Raw genomic sequence first — 16,432 nt, 5'->3', positions numbered from 1 at the left:
GGACGAGACCCCTTCTCGATGGGGTGATGCCGTTGCACCATCGAGAACATGCCCGCCCTTGTTCCCGGCGACCCGCGCCAGCTCGGTGAATACTGGCTCGCGGGCCGGCTGGGGGAGGGCGGCCAGGGTGTGGTCTATGAGGCGTACGACCCCGCCGGGCAGCGGGTGGCGATCAAGGTGCTGCATCCCGGCGCCGGGGCCGAGCTGCGGGACCGGTTCGCCAAGGAGGCCGCGGCGACCCGGCAGGTGTCGGCGTTCTGTACGGCCCGGGTGCTGTCGGTCGAGCTCGACGACCCCCGCCCGTACATCGTCAGCGAGTACGTCGGCGGCCCCAGCCTGCGCCGGGCGGTCGCGACCGCCGGGCCGTACCGGCCGGACGACCTGCACCGGCTGGCCACCGGCATCGCCACCGCGCTGACCGCGATCCACGAGGCCGGGGTGATCCACCGCGACCTGAAACCCGACAACGTCCTGATCGGCCCCGACGGCCCCCGGGTGATCGACTTCGGGATCGCCAGAACGTCGGAGATGTCGCTCACCCCGACCGGCCAGGTCGCCGGGACGCCGGCGTTCATGGCCCCGGAGAGCGTCATCGGCCAGCGCGCGAGCCCGGCCGTGGACATCTGGGCGTGGGGCGCCGTCGTCCTGTACGCGGCGACCGGCCGGGACCCGTTCACCGGCGAGAACCTGGCTGGGCTGCTGCACCAGATCCTCGCCGCCGCCCCCGACGTGTCCGGCCTGGCCGAGCCGCTGCGCGCCCTGGTCACGGCGGCCTTGGCCAAGGACCCGGGCGAGCGCCCCAGCTCCCGGAGCCTGCTGCTGGCCCTGGTCGGTGGCCGGGACGTCGTCTCACGCGACAGCGGCCGGGATGTCGTCCCGCCTGACGGTGGCGGAGATGTCGTCCCGCGTGACGGTGGTGGCGGGGGTGTCGTCCCGCGCGACGACGACGGCGGGACGCGGGCGCTGCTGGCCGAGGGCAGCCGAGCCGCCGACGTGATCAGGCCGCCCGCCCTGCTCGCGCAGCCGCCCTTGGAGCTGGTGGCCGAGCAGATCTACCGGCGGCTGCGCGGCACCGACCAGGCGGTGGTGCCGCAGATCATGCTGCGCCTGGTCACGCCAGGCGAGGGCGCCGAGGACATGCTGCGCAAGGTGCCGGCCGGCGAGCTCGACGACGGGGTCGTCGACCCGCCCATGCTGGACCGGGTGCTGCTCGGGTTCACCCGGGCCGAGCTGGTGGTACGCGACGGCGACACGGTGGCGCTGGCCAACGCGGCCCTGCTGCGCGCCTGGCCGAGGATGCGCGGGTGGATCGACGCCGACCGGGCGGGCCTGCGCATCCACCGCAGACTCGGCGAGGCCGCCCAGCGGTGGGACGCGCACGGCCGCCGTACCGGCGACCTCTACCAGGGCGGCTCCCTGGAGGCCGCGCTGAGCTGGGCCGCGACAGGCCGTCAGCACGTGACGCTGAACCTCGTCGAGAACGCCTTCCTGGAGGCGGGCCTGGCCTACAGCCGGGTCCGGGGCCGTCGCAGACGGCAGGTCATGGCGGCGCTGACCGCCATGCTGGTCGTCGCGCTGGCCGCCACGGGCGTGGCCGCCGGGCAGCGGGCGGCGGCCGTACGGGAACGGGACATCGCGGTGGCCCGCAAGACCGCGATGCTCGCCGAGACGCTCCAGACCTCCGACCCCGTCAAGGCCATGCTGCTGAGCGTGGCGGCCTGGCGGATCGCGCCGGTCCAGGAGGCGCGGGCCGTGCTGTACAGCGCGCTGGCGCAGCGTGAGCTGACCGTGCTGCCACCTCCGGCCGCCGGGGCGGACGCGCGCTTCGACCTCAGCGCCGACGGCCGCGTGTTGGCCGTCGCCGACGCGGGCCGGGTGACCCTGCGCGAGGCCGGCCGGACGATCCGCACGGTCGACGGCGTGGGTACGGGAGTCCGCGTGATCGCCCTGAGCGGCGACCAGACGAAAGTCGCCGTGTGCGGCCCCGATGGCGTCCGCGTCTGGGACGTCGCGACGGGCCGGGCGGGCCCACGCAGCGCCGGGACCGCGCTCGGCGCGGTGCTCAGCCGCGACGGGCGGCTGCTGGGCCTGGCGACGGCTGAGGGCAGGGGCGAGGTCCGGGACGCCCGTACCGGCAAGCTGGTCATGGGCACGCGGGACGAGCGGATCGACCGGATCACCCTGTCCGACGACGGCCGCTACGCCGCCGCCACCTTCACCGACTCCCGCTACGAGCTGTGGGAGCTGGGCTCGCGACGCCGGATCGGGGGAACGGGCAGCGCGGTCGCCTTCGGGCCCGGCACGGCTGCGATCGCCACGGGCGGCGAGATCCGGCTGTGGGACCTGGCCGCCAGGCGGTTCCGTACGGACTCGCTCGTCGACGGCATCACGGCCGCCTGGCTGTCCTTCAGCGCGGACGGGCGGCTGCTCATCTCGTACGACCGCACGGCCATCGCCGTCTGGGACGTCGCGACCGGCGAGCCGACCCTTCACTACCCGCTGACCGACACCTCCGGCATGCCCTCGGCCCGGCTCGACGCCGGGCACACGCGGCTCAGTTACCTGCTGGGCAGGGGCGCGGTGGCGGTGCTCGACCTCACGGCGGGCGTCCATGTGGCCGGTGCGGCCGCCGCCGCGGCGTTCGACCCCGCCGGACGGTTCGCCGCGCTGCAGACCCCCGGCGGCCTGGTGCTGTGGGACGTCGCCGCCGGCCGGTCACTGGGCACGCTCGGCCATCGCCGTCCCGCCGCCGACGCCCCCGACCACGCTGAGGACACCGCCGACGCCCCCGACCACACCGCCGACCCCGCTGACCACGCCGGGGACGCTGACGCCGCCGCTGACCACGCTGACGACGCCGACGGCGCGTACGCCCTGGCGTTCAGTCCCGACGGCCGGACACTGGCGGCCGGATCGGCCGGGACGACCACGGTGACCTTGTGGGACGTGGCGAGCCGGACCGATGTCGCGCGGCTGCCGGTCGGCGGCCGCCAGTACATCGACGGCCTGGCCTTCAGCCCCGACGGACGGACCCTGGCCGTGTCCCCCGCCGAGGGCCGTGCCGAGCTGTGGGACGTCAGCGGTCACCGGCGGCTCGCGGACCTGCCGAGGGACGGGTTCGACGCGATGGCCTTCCGGCCCGACGGCAAGACCCTGGCGATCGGCGGCAGCGACGCCGCCCTCATCGACCTCACCGCCGGGAACGTCCTGCGCGACCGGCCGTTCGGCGGCAGCGTCGATGGGGCGAGGTCGCTGGCCTACGCTCCGGACGGCGCGACGATCGCGGTCGGCTTCCGCCAGCTCGGCGTCGACCTGTGGGACGGGCTCGGCCGCCGTCAGCTGGGGCGGCTGGCGCCGGGGCGCGGCGAGTTCGACACGGTCATGGCGATCGCCTTCCAGCCGGGCGGCGCCATCCTGGCCACCGGCGGGAGCAGCGGCCGCGTCCAGCTGTGGGACGTGGCGGCCCGTACCTCTCTGGGCGATCCGTTCAAGGCGCACGCCGGCGGGGTGCTGGCCCTGGGATTCTCCGCCGACGGCCGGCAACTGCACAGCATCGCGGCGGACGGCACCATCCACGCCATCCCCGTCGACCCCACCCTGGCCGTGGCCCGGATCTGCGCCCGCGCGGACGCCGACCTGACCCCGGCCGAGTGGGACAGGTTCATACCCGAGATCCCCTTCAGAGAGGTGTGCTGATCATGGCGATCCCGAGGACCACCCCGCGGACGATCCTGTGGAAGCTGCTGCGCGACGACGGGATCATCGAGTCGATGGACATCACGCCGACCCCGGTGATCTCCGGAGCGCCGCTGGTCATCGAGGTGGCGACCGCCGGCGTACGCCGCCTCGACGGCCGCCTGTACGGCCCCGGCGGGGAGCGGGAGAGGCTCGCGTTCGAACACGTCGAGAGCGGCGAGTTCGGCGACCTGTGGCGGGCGGAGGCCGTGGTGAAGACCGTGGGGGTCTGGCGGGCGCGGGTCGGCGCGCGCGGTGACGCCGTGGAGGACACCTTCACGGTGGCGACCGACGACCAGGCGGGCGCGGTGACGCGGATCGACGCGTTCAGCCTGGCGCCCGATCCGGTGCCCGAGGGCGACGAGCTGACCTTCACCGGGGTCCTGCGAGCAGACGACGCGAGACTCGGCGGTCGGCCGATCCTGCTGGAGTTCCGCGCCGACCAGGAGTTCGCGTGGACCGAGATCACCCGTACGGAGACGGGGGAGGACGGGGAGTTCAGGGCGGTCGTCATCGCCCAGAACTCCGGCTTCTGGCGGGCGGAATTCCCCGGCTCCGGGAGGCCCGACTCCGGGACGCCCGGCACGGGGAGCGGTCTGTCCGCCGACGCCGAGGCGCTGCGCGGCTCGCGCAGCGCCCAGCAGCACTCGGAGGTGGAGAAGAAGGGCCTCTACCAGGTATCTCACACGGTCAGCGGCCAGTCGGTCCCGAAGAACACGACCATCCGGCACACCGGCACGGTACAGAAGCGCGACAGCGTCAACGACCCCTGGAGCACGCTCAACAACGAGACGGCCGAGCTGTTCTTCAAGGGATCCGGCACCAACCGCAAGAGCGTCACCAAGGGCAAGGGCAGATACCTGATCAAGGCCAAGGCGGTGAGCAGCGGTGCGTGGGGTGTGAAGATCTCCAGCTCCGCGAACGAGTTCGCGGAGATCAGGGTGACCGTCAACTGAGTCCGCCCAGGCGCCGGCCCGGTGCAGCCACATCGGCTGCACCGGACCCGCACCGGCTGAGCGGGATCAGTCGCGATAAGTCCTGATGTAGTCGAACCGGGCAACGGCGCCTGACTTGTTCATCGAGACCAGCCCGATCTTGAGTCGCTCCTTGGCCGGCAGCGTCCACACGCCGTTGTAGACCCAGTGCTCGCCGTCCCTGCTGGTCGCCGCGCGCACCTCGGTCTCGCCGTGCGCGGTGTCGGCGTGGCGGGACAGCCGCAGCCACATCGTGTCAGCGGTCGGGCCGCCGAACATCGGGCCGTTGAAGACCGCGGTCGGCGGGGTGGTCGTCGGCCGCTCCCCTTCCTTGGCGAACTCGCTGAGCCGGACCACCGCCCCGTTGCCCCGCTGCAGCGGGACCACCGAGTGCACCATCTTGAAGTACCGGTCGTCATTCTCGTACAGCAGGATCCCGGCCTGCTGACCCGCTTGCGTGGGCGCGAAGTCGATCTTCGTCTCCACCATGTAGTCGCCCTCCGGCGCGTCCCGCAGCAGCACTGACGCGGTGTTGGTGCCCTGGTACAGCTCGGCGTTCTGGGTCGGCCAGGACAGCGCGCCGCCGGTCATGGTGGCGCCGGCCGCCGGGCCGCGTACCCACTGCCAAGGCGAGCCGGGGACGGTACTGCGCCTGGTCGATGTTGCCCGTGGGGCAGGCGGTCGACGACGGCAACACGTCACCCGCGTCGGTCCACGGCCCGGTCGGGGTCGGTGCCGTCGCCAGCCCGAGATCACCCCCGTTGGAGGACACCGAGGTTCTGGGTGCCGTAGGCGTACCAGAACCCGTCCTTGCCGTGGATCATCGTCGGGTCGGGGAAAGTGTCGACCACGCCCGCCGACACCGGGTTGGCGTACGTGCTCGGCGCCTGCGCCGCCGCCGGCGGGCCGATGACCAGCCCGGACAGCAGGACGGTGAGGCCGAGGGCCCGGCTGAACCGCGGCAAACGATCACGGGGTTGGGACATGCCGCAGAGTCTGTCGACGCCATATTTTTCCGTCAATAAACCGGATAAATACGCTAAACGCACTCTGCGGGCGGTGGCGGCGCGCAAGGCCGCCGGAGCGGAAACGTGATCCCGCCCGCCCCGCTCAGGGTTCTATCTGGTCGGCCACACACGGGTTGCCGGTGCTCGAGCGGCGACCGACGCTAGGACTCTCTCCCAGGTCATGTCCCCGATTCACGCAGCCATCGACCGGTCCGAAAGACCTTCCCTGAGGTGGGATTTGCAGGTCCCTGTCCGGAAAGCGGTGGATTTGGCATTGACGAGCTCGGCTACCGGGCGGGCGACGTCGAGCCGTCGTGCGAGGGCTGGGCGCGGATCTGCAGCAAGGAGCCCACTTGGTCCAATTCCAGGTGGATGATCTCGTTGGTGCCCGTTTCGAGCAGGGGTGCCGGGATGTACAGGGTCTGCTGAGGTCCTTGCTTCCAGTAGCGGCCCAGCAGGACGCCGTTGATCCAGACGTATCCCTTGCCCCAGCCGGGCAGTGCCAGGAACGCGTCCCCGGGCTCGGCCACCTCGAGTGTGGTGCGGAAGAACGACAGCGGCTCGCTCGTCGTTCCCGGCTGGAATCTCAGTCGCGATAGGTCCTCCAGCGGGATCGGCCGCGCCGTGTATCCGTGCACGTATTGGTGGTGGTGCAGGACACCGCCGAGGATCCCCTTGCGCTCGCCGAGCAGCGGACCGTAGTTGGGTCGTCCCATCGACTCCACGAGGATCTCCAGGGCGGCATGCCCGGCCGCGACCAGCGCGGGGGGATCGGCGTCCCGCTCGACGACGCCCGCGAGGCGGCCGTCGACGAAGACGTGCGCGCGGTCGCGTACGTCGCGCAGGGTCAGCGGGTACGGCCCGCGCGGTCCAGGAACGGTCGCCCGGTACAGGACCAAGCCGTGCTCCAGCCCCAGCTCCTCGAACGTCGGCGGCATCGGCGCGGTGGTCTCCGGCCGCGCGATGGCGTCCAGTGCCTCGAACAGCCGCACCGAATGCGCGGGGCGCAGCGTGGCGGGAGGCAGCGTGGCGGGCACGGGCGGCACGTCGGGGAGCTCGCCGCCGTAGCGGGAGAGCACGTCCCGCAGCCGCCAGTACTTCTCGGTGGGGGCGCCGCGCTCGTCGATGGGCGCGTCGTAGTCATAGGAGGTCACCGTCGGCCGCCATGGGCCGGCGCTGTCGTCCCCGGTACGGTTTGCGCCCGCCCAGGTGCCGAAGCTGGTGCCGCCGTGCGCCATGTACAGGTTCACCGACGCCCCCGCGGCCAGGATCCGCTCCAGGACGTCCGCGACGTCCCGCGGGTCGCGGGTGACGTGTTCGTGCCCCCAGTGGTCGAACCAGCCGCACCAGAACTCCGCGCAGAACAGCGGGTCGTCCGGCCGGTGGGCGCGCAGCGCGGCGAAGGCCCGCTCAGGATCGGAGCCGAAGTTCACCGTGGCCAGCACGCCGTCGATCGTGCCACCGCTCAGGTAGTGGTCGGCCGGCCCGTCGGAGGTGAACAGGGGCACCTCGATGCCGCGGCTGATCAGGCCGTCCGCCAGGTGGCGCAGGTAGGCGTGGTCGCTGCCGTAGGAGCCGTACTCGTTCTCCACCTGGACCATGATCACGTTGCCGCCGCGGGTGACCTGACGCTCGGCCACCTGGGGGATCAGCCGGTCGAAGTAGCGGTCGACGTGAGCCAGGTAGCCAGGGTCGCTTGCGCGGAGGGCGCCGGTCAGCCAGGTGGGCAGCCCGCCGTTGTCCCATTCGGCGCAGATGTACGGCCCGGGCCGCACGATCGCCAGGAGCCCTTTGGCCGCCGCCGCGTCGAGGAAGGCGCCCAGGTCGTCCAGGCGGCGGAAGTCTCCCGGCCGCGGCTCGTGCAGGTTCCACGGCACGTACGTCTCGACCGTGTTGAGGCCCATCGCGCGCACCATGGCCAGCCGGTGCTTCCACTGCTCAGGATGCACGCGGAAGTAGTGCACCGCGCCCGACAGCACCCTGAACTCCGCGCCGTCCAGCCGGAATGAGCCGCCATCGACGGAGAAGGTACGCATCTCGCGGATCACCTGCTGATTCCGGCGGTCATGCCGTCGACGATGCGGCGGCCCAGCCAGATGTAGAGCACGATCATGGGGTAGACGAGGATCACGATGCCGGCGAACATGCCGCCCCAGTCGGAGCTGTACTGCATGCTGCTGTACAGCCCGAGGAGCGCGGCGGGCAGGTTGCGTTCCTCGGGGAGAGGGGCGATCAGCAGGGCGAGCAGAGTCTCGTTCCACAGGCCCATGACGTTGAGCACCAGCACGGTGGTCAGGCCCGGCCTGGCGACGGGCACGATGACCTGGACGAACGCGCGGAGCGGGCCCGCGCCGTCGATCTCGGCCGCCTCCTCGATCTCGTGCGGCAACGAGCGCATGTACCCGGTGAGCACGAACACCGCGAAGGGCACCGACAGCGCCACCTGGAAGACCAGCAAGGTGATGCGGTTGTCCCACCAGCCGGTGACCCAGTCCTCCATGAAGGTGTAGACCGACAGTTTGATCACCACGATCGGCACCAGGATCGTCTGGATCGGGATGCTCAGCCCAATCGCGAAATAGTTGATCGCGTGGCCGGCGACGCGCCGGCTCGAGCGGGCCAGCACATAGGCGGCGGGGGCGGACACCGCCACGATCATCGCGGATCCGAACAGGGTCAGCACCACGCTGTTCATGGCCGCGGCGGAGAACTCCGCCGCCTGCCACGCCGAGCCGAAGTTGTCCCAGCGCAGGGTCTTCGGCAGGCCGAACGGGTCCTGCCACACCTCGCCCGAATCCTTCAGCGACTGGATGCCCACCCACCCGACCAGGGCGAGGTTGAAGGCCACCCAGGCCCACAACGCGATGGCCGTGGCCCGGGGCAGCAGGATGTCCCCGATCAGACGTCTCATGACAGCTCCACTCGGTCACGTCTGGTGATGCGCCGGGTCAGCACGATCAGTACGGCCGTCACGAGGAGCGTCATCACGCCCATGGCGGCCGCGCTGCCGAGGTCCGGCAGGCCGGCGCCCTTCACCACGATGTACTGCTGCACCGCGATCGTGCGGGCGGGGATCGGCGGTGCGGCGGCGGTTCCCGCGGTGGTGAAGGCCAGCACGATGTCGAAGATCTTCAGGCTGCCGACCACCCAGAGGACGGCGGCGACGGCGAAGACGTCCCAGGTCAACGGCAGCGTGATGTGCCGGAACTGCTCCCATTTGGTGGCCCCGATGAGCAGGGCGTCCTCGTACACGTGGGTCGGGATGGCGTCGGCCGCCGACATCATCAGCGCGACGTAGAAGCCGGTGCTCGACCACACCAGGCCGCCCACGATGCAGCGGAACACCATCTCGGGGCCGAGCCAGGGCTGGGGATCCAGGCCGATCCACTCGAGCACGGTGTTGACCGCGCCCTCGGGGTTGAGCAGGAAGCCCACCGCCGCGCCGATCGCGATGATCGAGATCACCATCGGCAGGAAGACGACGGCCCGGATGAAGGCCCGCCCCTTGAGCTGCCTGAGCACGACCATGGCGAGGAAGGTGAAGCCGAAGACCAGGGCGCCGCCGACGGTCGCCATCACGAAGGTGTTGGTGAAGGCCGTGACGAAGACCTGGTTGTGCAGCAGCGCCACGTAGTTGTCCAGCCCGCGCCAGGTCATCTCCGAGCCGGGCCCTGACCATTTGGTGAAGCCGACCCAGATCCCGAACAGCGAGGGCGCGACGAACAGCAGGGTGTAGACCAGAAGGGCGGGCAGCAGGAAGGGCCAGAAGGCCCGTTCATAGGTTTTCACCCGGTCGCCAGGTGCTCGGCCGTTTGCTTCTTGCCCTCGCGGACGAACGTGGTCGCGTCGATCTTGCCGGACAGGAGCTTGTCGCTCAGCGGCAGGAACATATCGCCCCACCAGATCTTGTCGGCACCCGCGTAGTCGTAGCTCAGGTGCGTCTCCTTGGCCTCCAGCACCGCCTTCTGCACGTCCGCCATGTGCGCGGGCGCGGGCACGTCGCCGCGCGAGGGGATGTTCAGGGCCACGGTGGAGAACTGCTCCATGTACTTCTTCTGCAGCGCGAAAGCCAGGAACCTCTTGGCCGTGGCGACGTTCTTGCCCTTGGCGTTCACGCCCCAGCCGAGGGTGCCCACCTCGATGGAGTTCTTACCGCCGGTGGGAAGCTGGAACGAGGCGATCTTGAAGCCGGGAGCCAGCTGGGGCTGGACTTCGCTGGCCAGCCAGGTGCCGTTGAGGTTCAGGTCGTATTTGTCCTGCGCCCAGGAGTTCTGCGCGGCGGGGAACTTGGTCGCCATGAAGTCCCGCTGGAAGTAGCCGCCCTTGGCGAGTTGCTCGACCTTCTTCGCCGCGTCGAGCACCTGCGGCTTGTCCCAGTTGGCCGGGTCCTTCGCCAGCTCGGCGAGGCTCCCCGCGCCGTTGGCGCCCACCAGCAGGCTGTAGAACCAGTAGACGTTGTAGAAGGCGATGGTGCCGTCCTGGCCGATCGGGGTGCGGCCGGCCTTCTTGGACTCATCGAGGAAGGCGATGAACTCCTCCCAGGTCCGCGGTTTCAGCCCGGGGTGCTTGGCCGCGTTGTACCAGACGGCGGTGGAGATGATCGTGTGCGGAACATAGGCCAGGCCGTTCTTGCCGGAGGAGGCCCGCCGTACCGGCTCGGGGAGCACCTCCTTGACGGTCTTGCCCTCGCCGGGGACCTGCGCGTTCTCCACGTCGTCCATCGGGCCGACGATCTGCTGGGCGGTCAGCGTGTCGATGTCGCCGGTGGTGGTGTCGAACAGGTCGGGGCCCTGGCCGGAGGCCATCTCGGCGTTGAGGTTCTCGTTGCCGGTGCGGCCGACGAACTTCACGTCGACCTTGGTGCCCGTCTCCTTGGCGAAATCGTCGAAGATCGCCTTGATGATCTTCGCCTGGGGTTCCGCCGCGCCCCAGGACGAGCGGTAGGACAGTGACTGCTGAACGGGTTCGCCGCTGTTCTTCTTGCCGCAGGCGGCCAGGCCGAGGGCGCCGATCAACAGGACAGTCGTCAATTTACGCATGGTGGGGGGCCTTTCCTATCGAGACGACGGTTCGGGTGTGTCTGGCCTGTTCGGCGGCCCAGACCACCCGGTGCGTGGCGAGGCTGGCCTGCGCGTCGGTCGGGATCAGGGCCGGGTCGTTGTCGCGCACGGCGGCGACGAACGCCTCCAGCAGCGCCCCGTCACCCCCTCCGTGCCCGGAGGCGGCTGAGGCGCCCCCGGTGGCGAGGGCGTCGATCACCGACACCTCGTTGGTGAGGAAGTCGTGGACGCGCAGCGTCTCGCCGTCGCCCTCGATCGAGCCGTGCGTGCCGAAGATCCTGGTCTTCCTGTGCTCAAGCGCGCCGAACGCGGTCACGGTGCAGGTGGCGCTCGTGCCGTCCGCGAACTCCATGATCACCACCTGGCTGTCGACCACGTCGTTGTCGCAGGCGTAGACGCATCTGCCGTACGGGCCCTCGCGCAGCGCTGTGAGCACGCCGTCCTCGGTGAAGTCGCGGGTGACGGCGCCGAGCGGCCAGTAGTGCCGGGCCGGATCGGCGAGGCAGTCCATGTACAACCGTTTGGCCGAGTAGGGGCAGGTGGGCTCTATTGAGCAGTCCAGGCATCGATCGGCCGCCGCCGCGGGCCTGCTCTCCTTCGTGAAGTGGACGAGCTTGCCGAAGGAGGAGACTCGCTCGGGCACCTCGCCCTTGATGTGCACGATCCAGTCAAGATCATGGCACGCTTTGGCGAGAAGCATCGGGGCCGACTCGGCCTCGTTCCGCCAGTTCCCCCGCACGAAGGAGTGCGCCTGGTGCCACCAGCCGACCTGCTCCAGATGCTGAATGTTCATGATCTGGCCGATCCGGCCCTCGTCGAGGAGCTGCTTGAGCCTGGTGGTGTAGGGCGCGTAGCGCATCACATGGCAGACCGCCAGGATCACGCCGTTGCGGTCCGCAGCCGCGGCGATGGCCGCGGCGTCCTCCTCGGTCGGCGCCATCGGCTTCTCCAGCAGGATGTGGTAGCCCAGCTCGGCCGCGCGTACGGTCGGCTGGAGGTGCAGGCGGTCCTGCGTGGCCACGATCACCGCGTCGGCCAGCCGTTCGCCGGCCAGCAGGTCCCGCCAGTCGGCGAAGGCGCGCTCGGCCGGGATGCCGTGCTCGGCCGCGAAGTCCGCCCGCCTGTCCTGGTCGGGCTCGGCGACGGCCACGATCTCGGCCAGCCCGCCTTCGCGAGCCAGCCTGGCGTAACCGGTGCCGCGCAGGCCCGCCCCAATCACGGCAAGAGTGAGCATCCGCATCCCCCAGAGGTTGTACATTACTAATGAAGGTTGTTTTTATTTCTCCGCCATAGCATCTGTCAAGGGGGCATGCGTGACCATTCGCGGCGGCGACACCTCGCGGCTTCGCCGGATCAATCTCGTGACGACGCTCCGCACGGTTCGGTCGCGGGGGCCGCTCGGACTGACCGACCTCGCCAAGGAGGCCGCGCTTTCCAGGCCGACCGTGGAGGGCCTGGTCGAGGAGTTGCTGGCGGCGGGCTGGCTCAAGGAACTGCCGCCGGAAAGCGGCCAGATGGGCCGGCCGGCCAGGTTGTTCGCCTTCCACGTGGCGGGCGGTCACGTGCTCGGGATCGACATCGGCTCCTACACGCTCCGGGCCAGCGTCGCCGATCTGGAGGGCACGGTCGTGGCCGCGCACGACGAGCGGACCGCCGCCACCGCCGGCCGCGCCGAGCGCCTGGCCGGCCTCAGGAGGGCGATCGAGGGCGTCCTGGAGACCGCCGGGCTGACCGCCGACGGCATCGCCGCTGTCTGCGCGGGCACCACCGGTGTGGTGACCCCCGAGGGCGTGGTGAAACTGTCGGTCGGCCTACCCGAGTGGACCGGCCTCGATCTGGCGGGTGAGCTGCGGGCGAGCTTCGACTGCCCCGTGCTGGTGGAGAACGACTGCAACCTGGCCGCGCTCGCCGAGCGTTGGCGCGGCCAGGCCCGCGACATCGACGACCTGGTGTTCGTGTTGTCCGGCGTGCGCACCGGCGCGGGCATCCTGGTGGACGGCAAGCTCCTCAAAGGAGCCAGGGGCGGCGCGGGCGAGATCGGCGCGCTGCCGCTGATCGGCTGGCACCGCGCGCCCGTCCATCTGACCGGTTTTCAGGGCCTGCCGCCCGGCACGGCGCCACAGGACGCCGCCGCCCAGGTCTTCGCCGCGGCCAGGTCCGGCGACCCGGCCGCGCAGTGGGCGGTCGATCAGTACGCGCGCGACCTGGCCGAAGGCATCGCCGCGTTGGTGCTGACCGTCGATCCCGAGCTGGTGGTCATCGGCGGTGGCGTCTCGCGCTCGGGCAACGTGCTGCTCGCGCCGGTGCGACGGCACCTGGACCCGTTCTGCCTCGAACCTCCCGTGGTGGCGATCTCCGATCTGGGAGAACAGGCCGTGGCCCTGGGAGCGGTACGGCGCGCGCTCGATCACGTCGACGCCCGCCTCTACGACTTCGACGCCCCCCTGCCCAAGCCATCCGCTTGACGATCACCGCTCTCGCGGTACCGCAGATGGCGCCCGTCGCCTGACCCAGGCGACGGGCGCGCATCCGCTTCTCACCGGAGTGCCCGGTCGTGACTACCCGGTCTGGCCGCTCGTCGCCGAACGCACCGTCGGCAGGTTGTAGAGCTCCAGCTCATAGACGGCGTACATGCTCCAGCGGGTGTAGTTCGCGTCGTTGATCTTCAGGCGCAGCTTCCTGACGCCTTGCAGGTCGGGAAGATCGGCGGCCGAATACTCCATGACTCCGTCGTCATCGTCGTGCGTCCACCGGAACGAGACGCCCCGCGCGGCGGTCGTCCAGTCGGTGCCGTTGGCCGAGACCTCGACGTCGATATCGGTCAGGCCCTGCGGAATGCCACCACGGGTCGCGACCACGAGCGTGTTGAACGCCTTCGGCTCGTTCCAGTCCAGCACGATCTCGTGCGGGAACGGATTGGCGTCGGTGTAGCCCTGCTTGGCGGCGAACATCGTGCCGTATTCGCCGTCGACCATCTTCTGCGGGCCGTACTGCACGCCGCCATCGCCATCACGGGCCGCCGACGCCGACACCGCCGAATGGCCGCGGGCGATGTTGGCCTCCGCCGTGTTCACCGCGCCCTTCACGAGCGTGAGCTCATAGGTCTTCGCGGTCTTGCCATCGCTTGCCAGCGTGCGGATCTCGACCTTGTTCTTGCCGTCCGCCACGTTGAGGTCGACGGTCGCGCCATTGGCGACAGGGCTGCCGTCGACGGTGATCGTGCCGCCGGCGTCGGTCAGCGTCGGGGTCAGGCCGACGGTGCTCGCCCCCTGGTTGACAAGCAGCGCGTAGTTACCGCGATGTCCCTCGAAGGTGAATTCCGAGACGTTGGTCAGCTTCAGGTCCGTCAACGTCGCGTCGAAGTGCTGCTGCCCAGGTGCGAGCCGCACACGGAATCCGTCGAACCGCACCTCCTTGTTCTCGACGTTGGTGATTTCGATCCGGTGCTTGCCCGGTGTCAGTCCAGTCTTTCGATAGGCGGTGAAGCGGTCGTACTGGACCGCCTCGTAAAGGTCGATCACCGTCGCCGGCCCGCCGTCGACCGACACGGACACCTTTCCGGTCGTTGTGTTCTTCTCGAAGAACGCGTCGACGCCGGTGCCCTCGAACTCGTAGGTCGCCTTGTCGCCGGCGGTCTTGCCGATGTGGACGCTGCCGAGGTACGCGGACTGCCGCTGCCGGGGCGCCCAGCCGGCGGAGTAGCCGATGTTGTCGTCGGTGCTGTCGACCAGGAATGTACGGGGGACATCCTGCCCCTCATATGGGCTGGTCGGCTGGGGAATCGCGCCGACGGTCTCGCCCGCGGCCGCCCGCACGATGTAGCTGTGCAGAGCATCGAGATATGCCGGGTCGAGTGTGTAGCGCCGCGGGTCCTCCGGACTGATCGCGCTGTCGACGATCTGCTTCGCCAGAGCCGGGTTGCGCTTCTTCAGGATGTAGAGGAGCTCGTAGTCCTCGAGACCATCGCGCTGTGCCTCGAGACGCAGGCTGCTCTTCACCGTCAAGTTGGCCTTGTCGGGATAGACGATGTAGGAGTCGCCCTTCCAGGGACCCACGTACCACGCGTTCCACGCCCAGTGCAGATGGCCCTGCACGCCCTCGCGCTCGAGGTCCCAGAACAGCATGCGGCCGGTCATCGTCGGCTGCGTCCAGAACCGGTTGAGCCATGGGGGAGTGTTGACCTCGCACGTGTAGACCCACAGGTCCTGACCCGCGGCCTGCTGTGCCTTGTAGCCGGCCTTCTTGCGCTCGAACGCCGGCGTCAGCGGAACCCAGGTGTCGACATAGGGCTTGGTCCTGTCGTCGAGCAGGATGCCGTCGGGGTCGGCGTCCATGGTGCGGAAATCGGCGCCGAGGTCGGCGTTGATCTGCTTGATCTTGCGCGCGACATAGGTCCAGAGGTTGCGCTGGTCGGCGGTGATGGGCTCGTCACTGATGTGCTGATACCACGTCAGGCCGTTCGTATAGCCCTTGCTCTTCAGGTGCTTGTACAGCGCGGTCAGATAGTTCGTCAGGAAGGCGTCGGTGACCGGCAGGCTGTCCGGCAGCTTGGTGTTCCAGCTGTCGTTGGGCTTCTCGTTGTCCGGCATCTTGTTCAGCGTGTGAACGAGATGCTGGTTGGCGAAGTTGGTGATCCCGTGCCGCTTGAACGTCTCGACGTAGCGGTCGAAGTTCGTCCAGTCGATGTCGCTCGGGATTCCCTTGACGAAGTCCGACAGCTCCGTGCCGGTGGACTGCAGGAACAGGTCGGTGCGGAGCCAGACCATGTTGGTGCGATAGTCGGCGAGCTTGCGGGCGAACTCGTCCATGAGGCGGAACCACGCGTCGCTGTAGGTGTCGACGCCGTAGTAATACTTGCCGACGTCGTAGGCCTGGCTGGCCGCGCCGTTCCAGCTCAAGCCGTCCCAGGTGAAGCCGTTCGTCATCGTCCAGTGGTAGTTGGTGAAGGGTGACTTGTCGATCGTGGGGACCTCGACGTTGTGCACACTGAACTGGATCGGGACCGGGTAGGTGCCACGAGTCGTCTCGACCGTCGCCGTGCCGCGATAGGTGCCGGGCGCCGTGCCGCGTGGCACGAAGCCGGTCACGAAGACGGGCTGAGTCTGGCCGGCCTCGACCCAGGTCGCCTGGTCGTTGGACAGCGGGTCGGGCATGGCCGACTCGGGATAGAGCAGGTTGCCCTCACGGTCGGGGAAGAACGGGTTCGCCGCGACCTTGCTGTCGTCCTTGTAGGCGACGAAGTGGTAGCTCAGGTTGGCTCCCGCGATCCGCCGGTTGCCGTCCGCGGTCAGGTTGCCGAACCGTACGCGCTCGATGCGCAGCCGTTCTTTGGCGCGCACGGCGATCTGCGCGCTCTCGTACTCACCGCGGGCGGCTACGAGATTGATGGAGGTGCTCGGACTCTGCGGGAGAGTCGTCGTGCGGTAGACGGTCTTCTGCGGACTCTCGACCCACAGCTGTGCAGCGTTCGGACCAGCCATGGCAGCTGGAACGAAGGGGGTGAAGGGCGCGAGCAGCAGGGTGGCGCAGAGTAACGGGATGGCTCGATGTCGCATGGCCACTTATCATGGGTTCTTGTGTAAGTCTGGGTCAAGAGGGAAAAATCTCCCCCGGCATGAGATTTGGCACCCCCCGTCCGGATAGCCAGGAATTGGGG

General features: G+C 69.6%; 11 protein-coding genes. 3 read left to right on the top strand and 8 right to left on the bottom strand.

The features are described from left to right. Nucleotides 1-48: 48 nt before the first annotated feature. Together AB0L53_RS39960 and AB0L53_RS39955 are read left to right on the top strand one after the other, a co-directional pair. Complete coding sequence (locus AB0L53_RS39960) at nucleotides 49-3,696, top strand: serine/threonine-protein kinase (protein ID WP_364005833.1); 3,648 nt, start codon at nucleotides 49-51, stop codon at nucleotides 3,694-3,696. A gap of 2 nt (nucleotides 3,697-3,698) precedes the next feature. Further along, entirely contained in the window at nucleotides 3,699-4,691 is a 993-nt protein-coding gene (locus AB0L53_RS39955) for a hypothetical protein (protein WP_364005830.1), read from the top strand. Nucleotides 4,692-4,757: 66 nt separating this feature from the next. Here the strand turns inward: AB0L53_RS39955 and AB0L53_RS39950 are convergent, their stop codons facing one another. From AB0L53_RS39950 to AB0L53_RS39920, 7 genes are all read right to left on the bottom strand, one after another. After that, on the bottom strand, nucleotides 4,758-5,411 hold the full coding sequence (locus tag AB0L53_RS39950; protein WP_364005827.1) for a DUF1349 domain-containing protein: 654 nt from the start codon (nucleotides 5,409-5,411) through the stop codon (nucleotides 4,758-4,760). A gap of 50 nt (nucleotides 5,412-5,461) precedes the next feature. Beyond that, entirely contained in the window at nucleotides 5,462-5,695 is a 234-nt protein-coding gene (locus AB0L53_RS39945) for a hypothetical protein (protein ID WP_364005824.1), read from the bottom strand. Nucleotides 5,696-6,003: 308 nt separating this feature from the next. Then, nucleotides 6,004-7,764 (bottom strand): beta-galactosidase family protein, encoded by a 1,761-nt coding sequence (locus tag AB0L53_RS39940; protein WP_364005821.1) that lies wholly within the window; start codon nucleotides 7,762-7,764, stop codon nucleotides 6,004-6,006. After that, nucleotides 7,761-8,627: a carbohydrate ABC transporter permease gene (locus AB0L53_RS39935; RefSeq protein WP_364005819.1), complete on the bottom strand. Its 867-nt coding sequence runs from the start codon at nucleotides 8,625-8,627 to the stop codon at nucleotides 7,761-7,763. The genes AB0L53_RS39940 and AB0L53_RS39935 overlap by 4 nt, the downstream gene beginning before the upstream one ends. After that, entirely contained in the window at nucleotides 8,624-9,505 is an 882-nt protein-coding gene (locus AB0L53_RS39930) for a sugar ABC transporter permease (protein WP_364005816.1), read from the bottom strand. Before AB0L53_RS39930 ends, AB0L53_RS39935 begins: the two co-directional genes overlap by 4 nt. Continuing rightward, nucleotides 9,502-10,746, bottom strand: a complete 1,245-nt coding sequence (locus AB0L53_RS39925; protein WP_364005813.1) for an extracellular solute-binding protein — start codon at nucleotides 10,744-10,746, stop codon at nucleotides 9,502-9,504. Before AB0L53_RS39925 ends, AB0L53_RS39930 begins: the two co-directional genes overlap by 4 nt. 1 nt (nucleotide 10,747) lies before the next feature. Beyond that, a complete protein-coding gene (locus AB0L53_RS39920) occupies nucleotides 10,748-12,016 on the bottom strand; it encodes a Gfo/Idh/MocA family oxidoreductase (protein WP_364005810.1) in 1,269 nt (422 codons plus the stop codon). Between the two features lie 73 nt (nucleotides 12,017-12,089). Between AB0L53_RS39920 and AB0L53_RS39915 the strand changes: the two genes are divergently transcribed. Then, entirely contained in the window at nucleotides 12,090-13,241 is a 1,152-nt protein-coding gene (locus AB0L53_RS39915; RefSeq protein WP_364005808.1) for an ROK family protein, read from the top strand. Between the two features lie 93 nt (nucleotides 13,242-13,334). Here AB0L53_RS39915 and AB0L53_RS39910 read toward each other — a convergent pair whose 3' ends face one another. Then, entirely contained in the window at nucleotides 13,335-16,331 is a 2,997-nt protein-coding gene (locus AB0L53_RS39910; RefSeq protein WP_364005806.1) for a glycoside hydrolase domain-containing protein, read from the bottom strand. Between the last annotated feature and the right edge of the window lie 101 nt (nucleotides 16,332-16,432).

The organism is Nonomuraea sp. NPDC052129 (assembly GCF_040680095.1).
GTDB lineage: Bacteria > Actinomycetota > Actinomycetes > Streptosporangiales > Streptosporangiaceae > Nonomuraea.
This window is presented reverse-complemented; position numbering and strand designations above follow the sequence as displayed.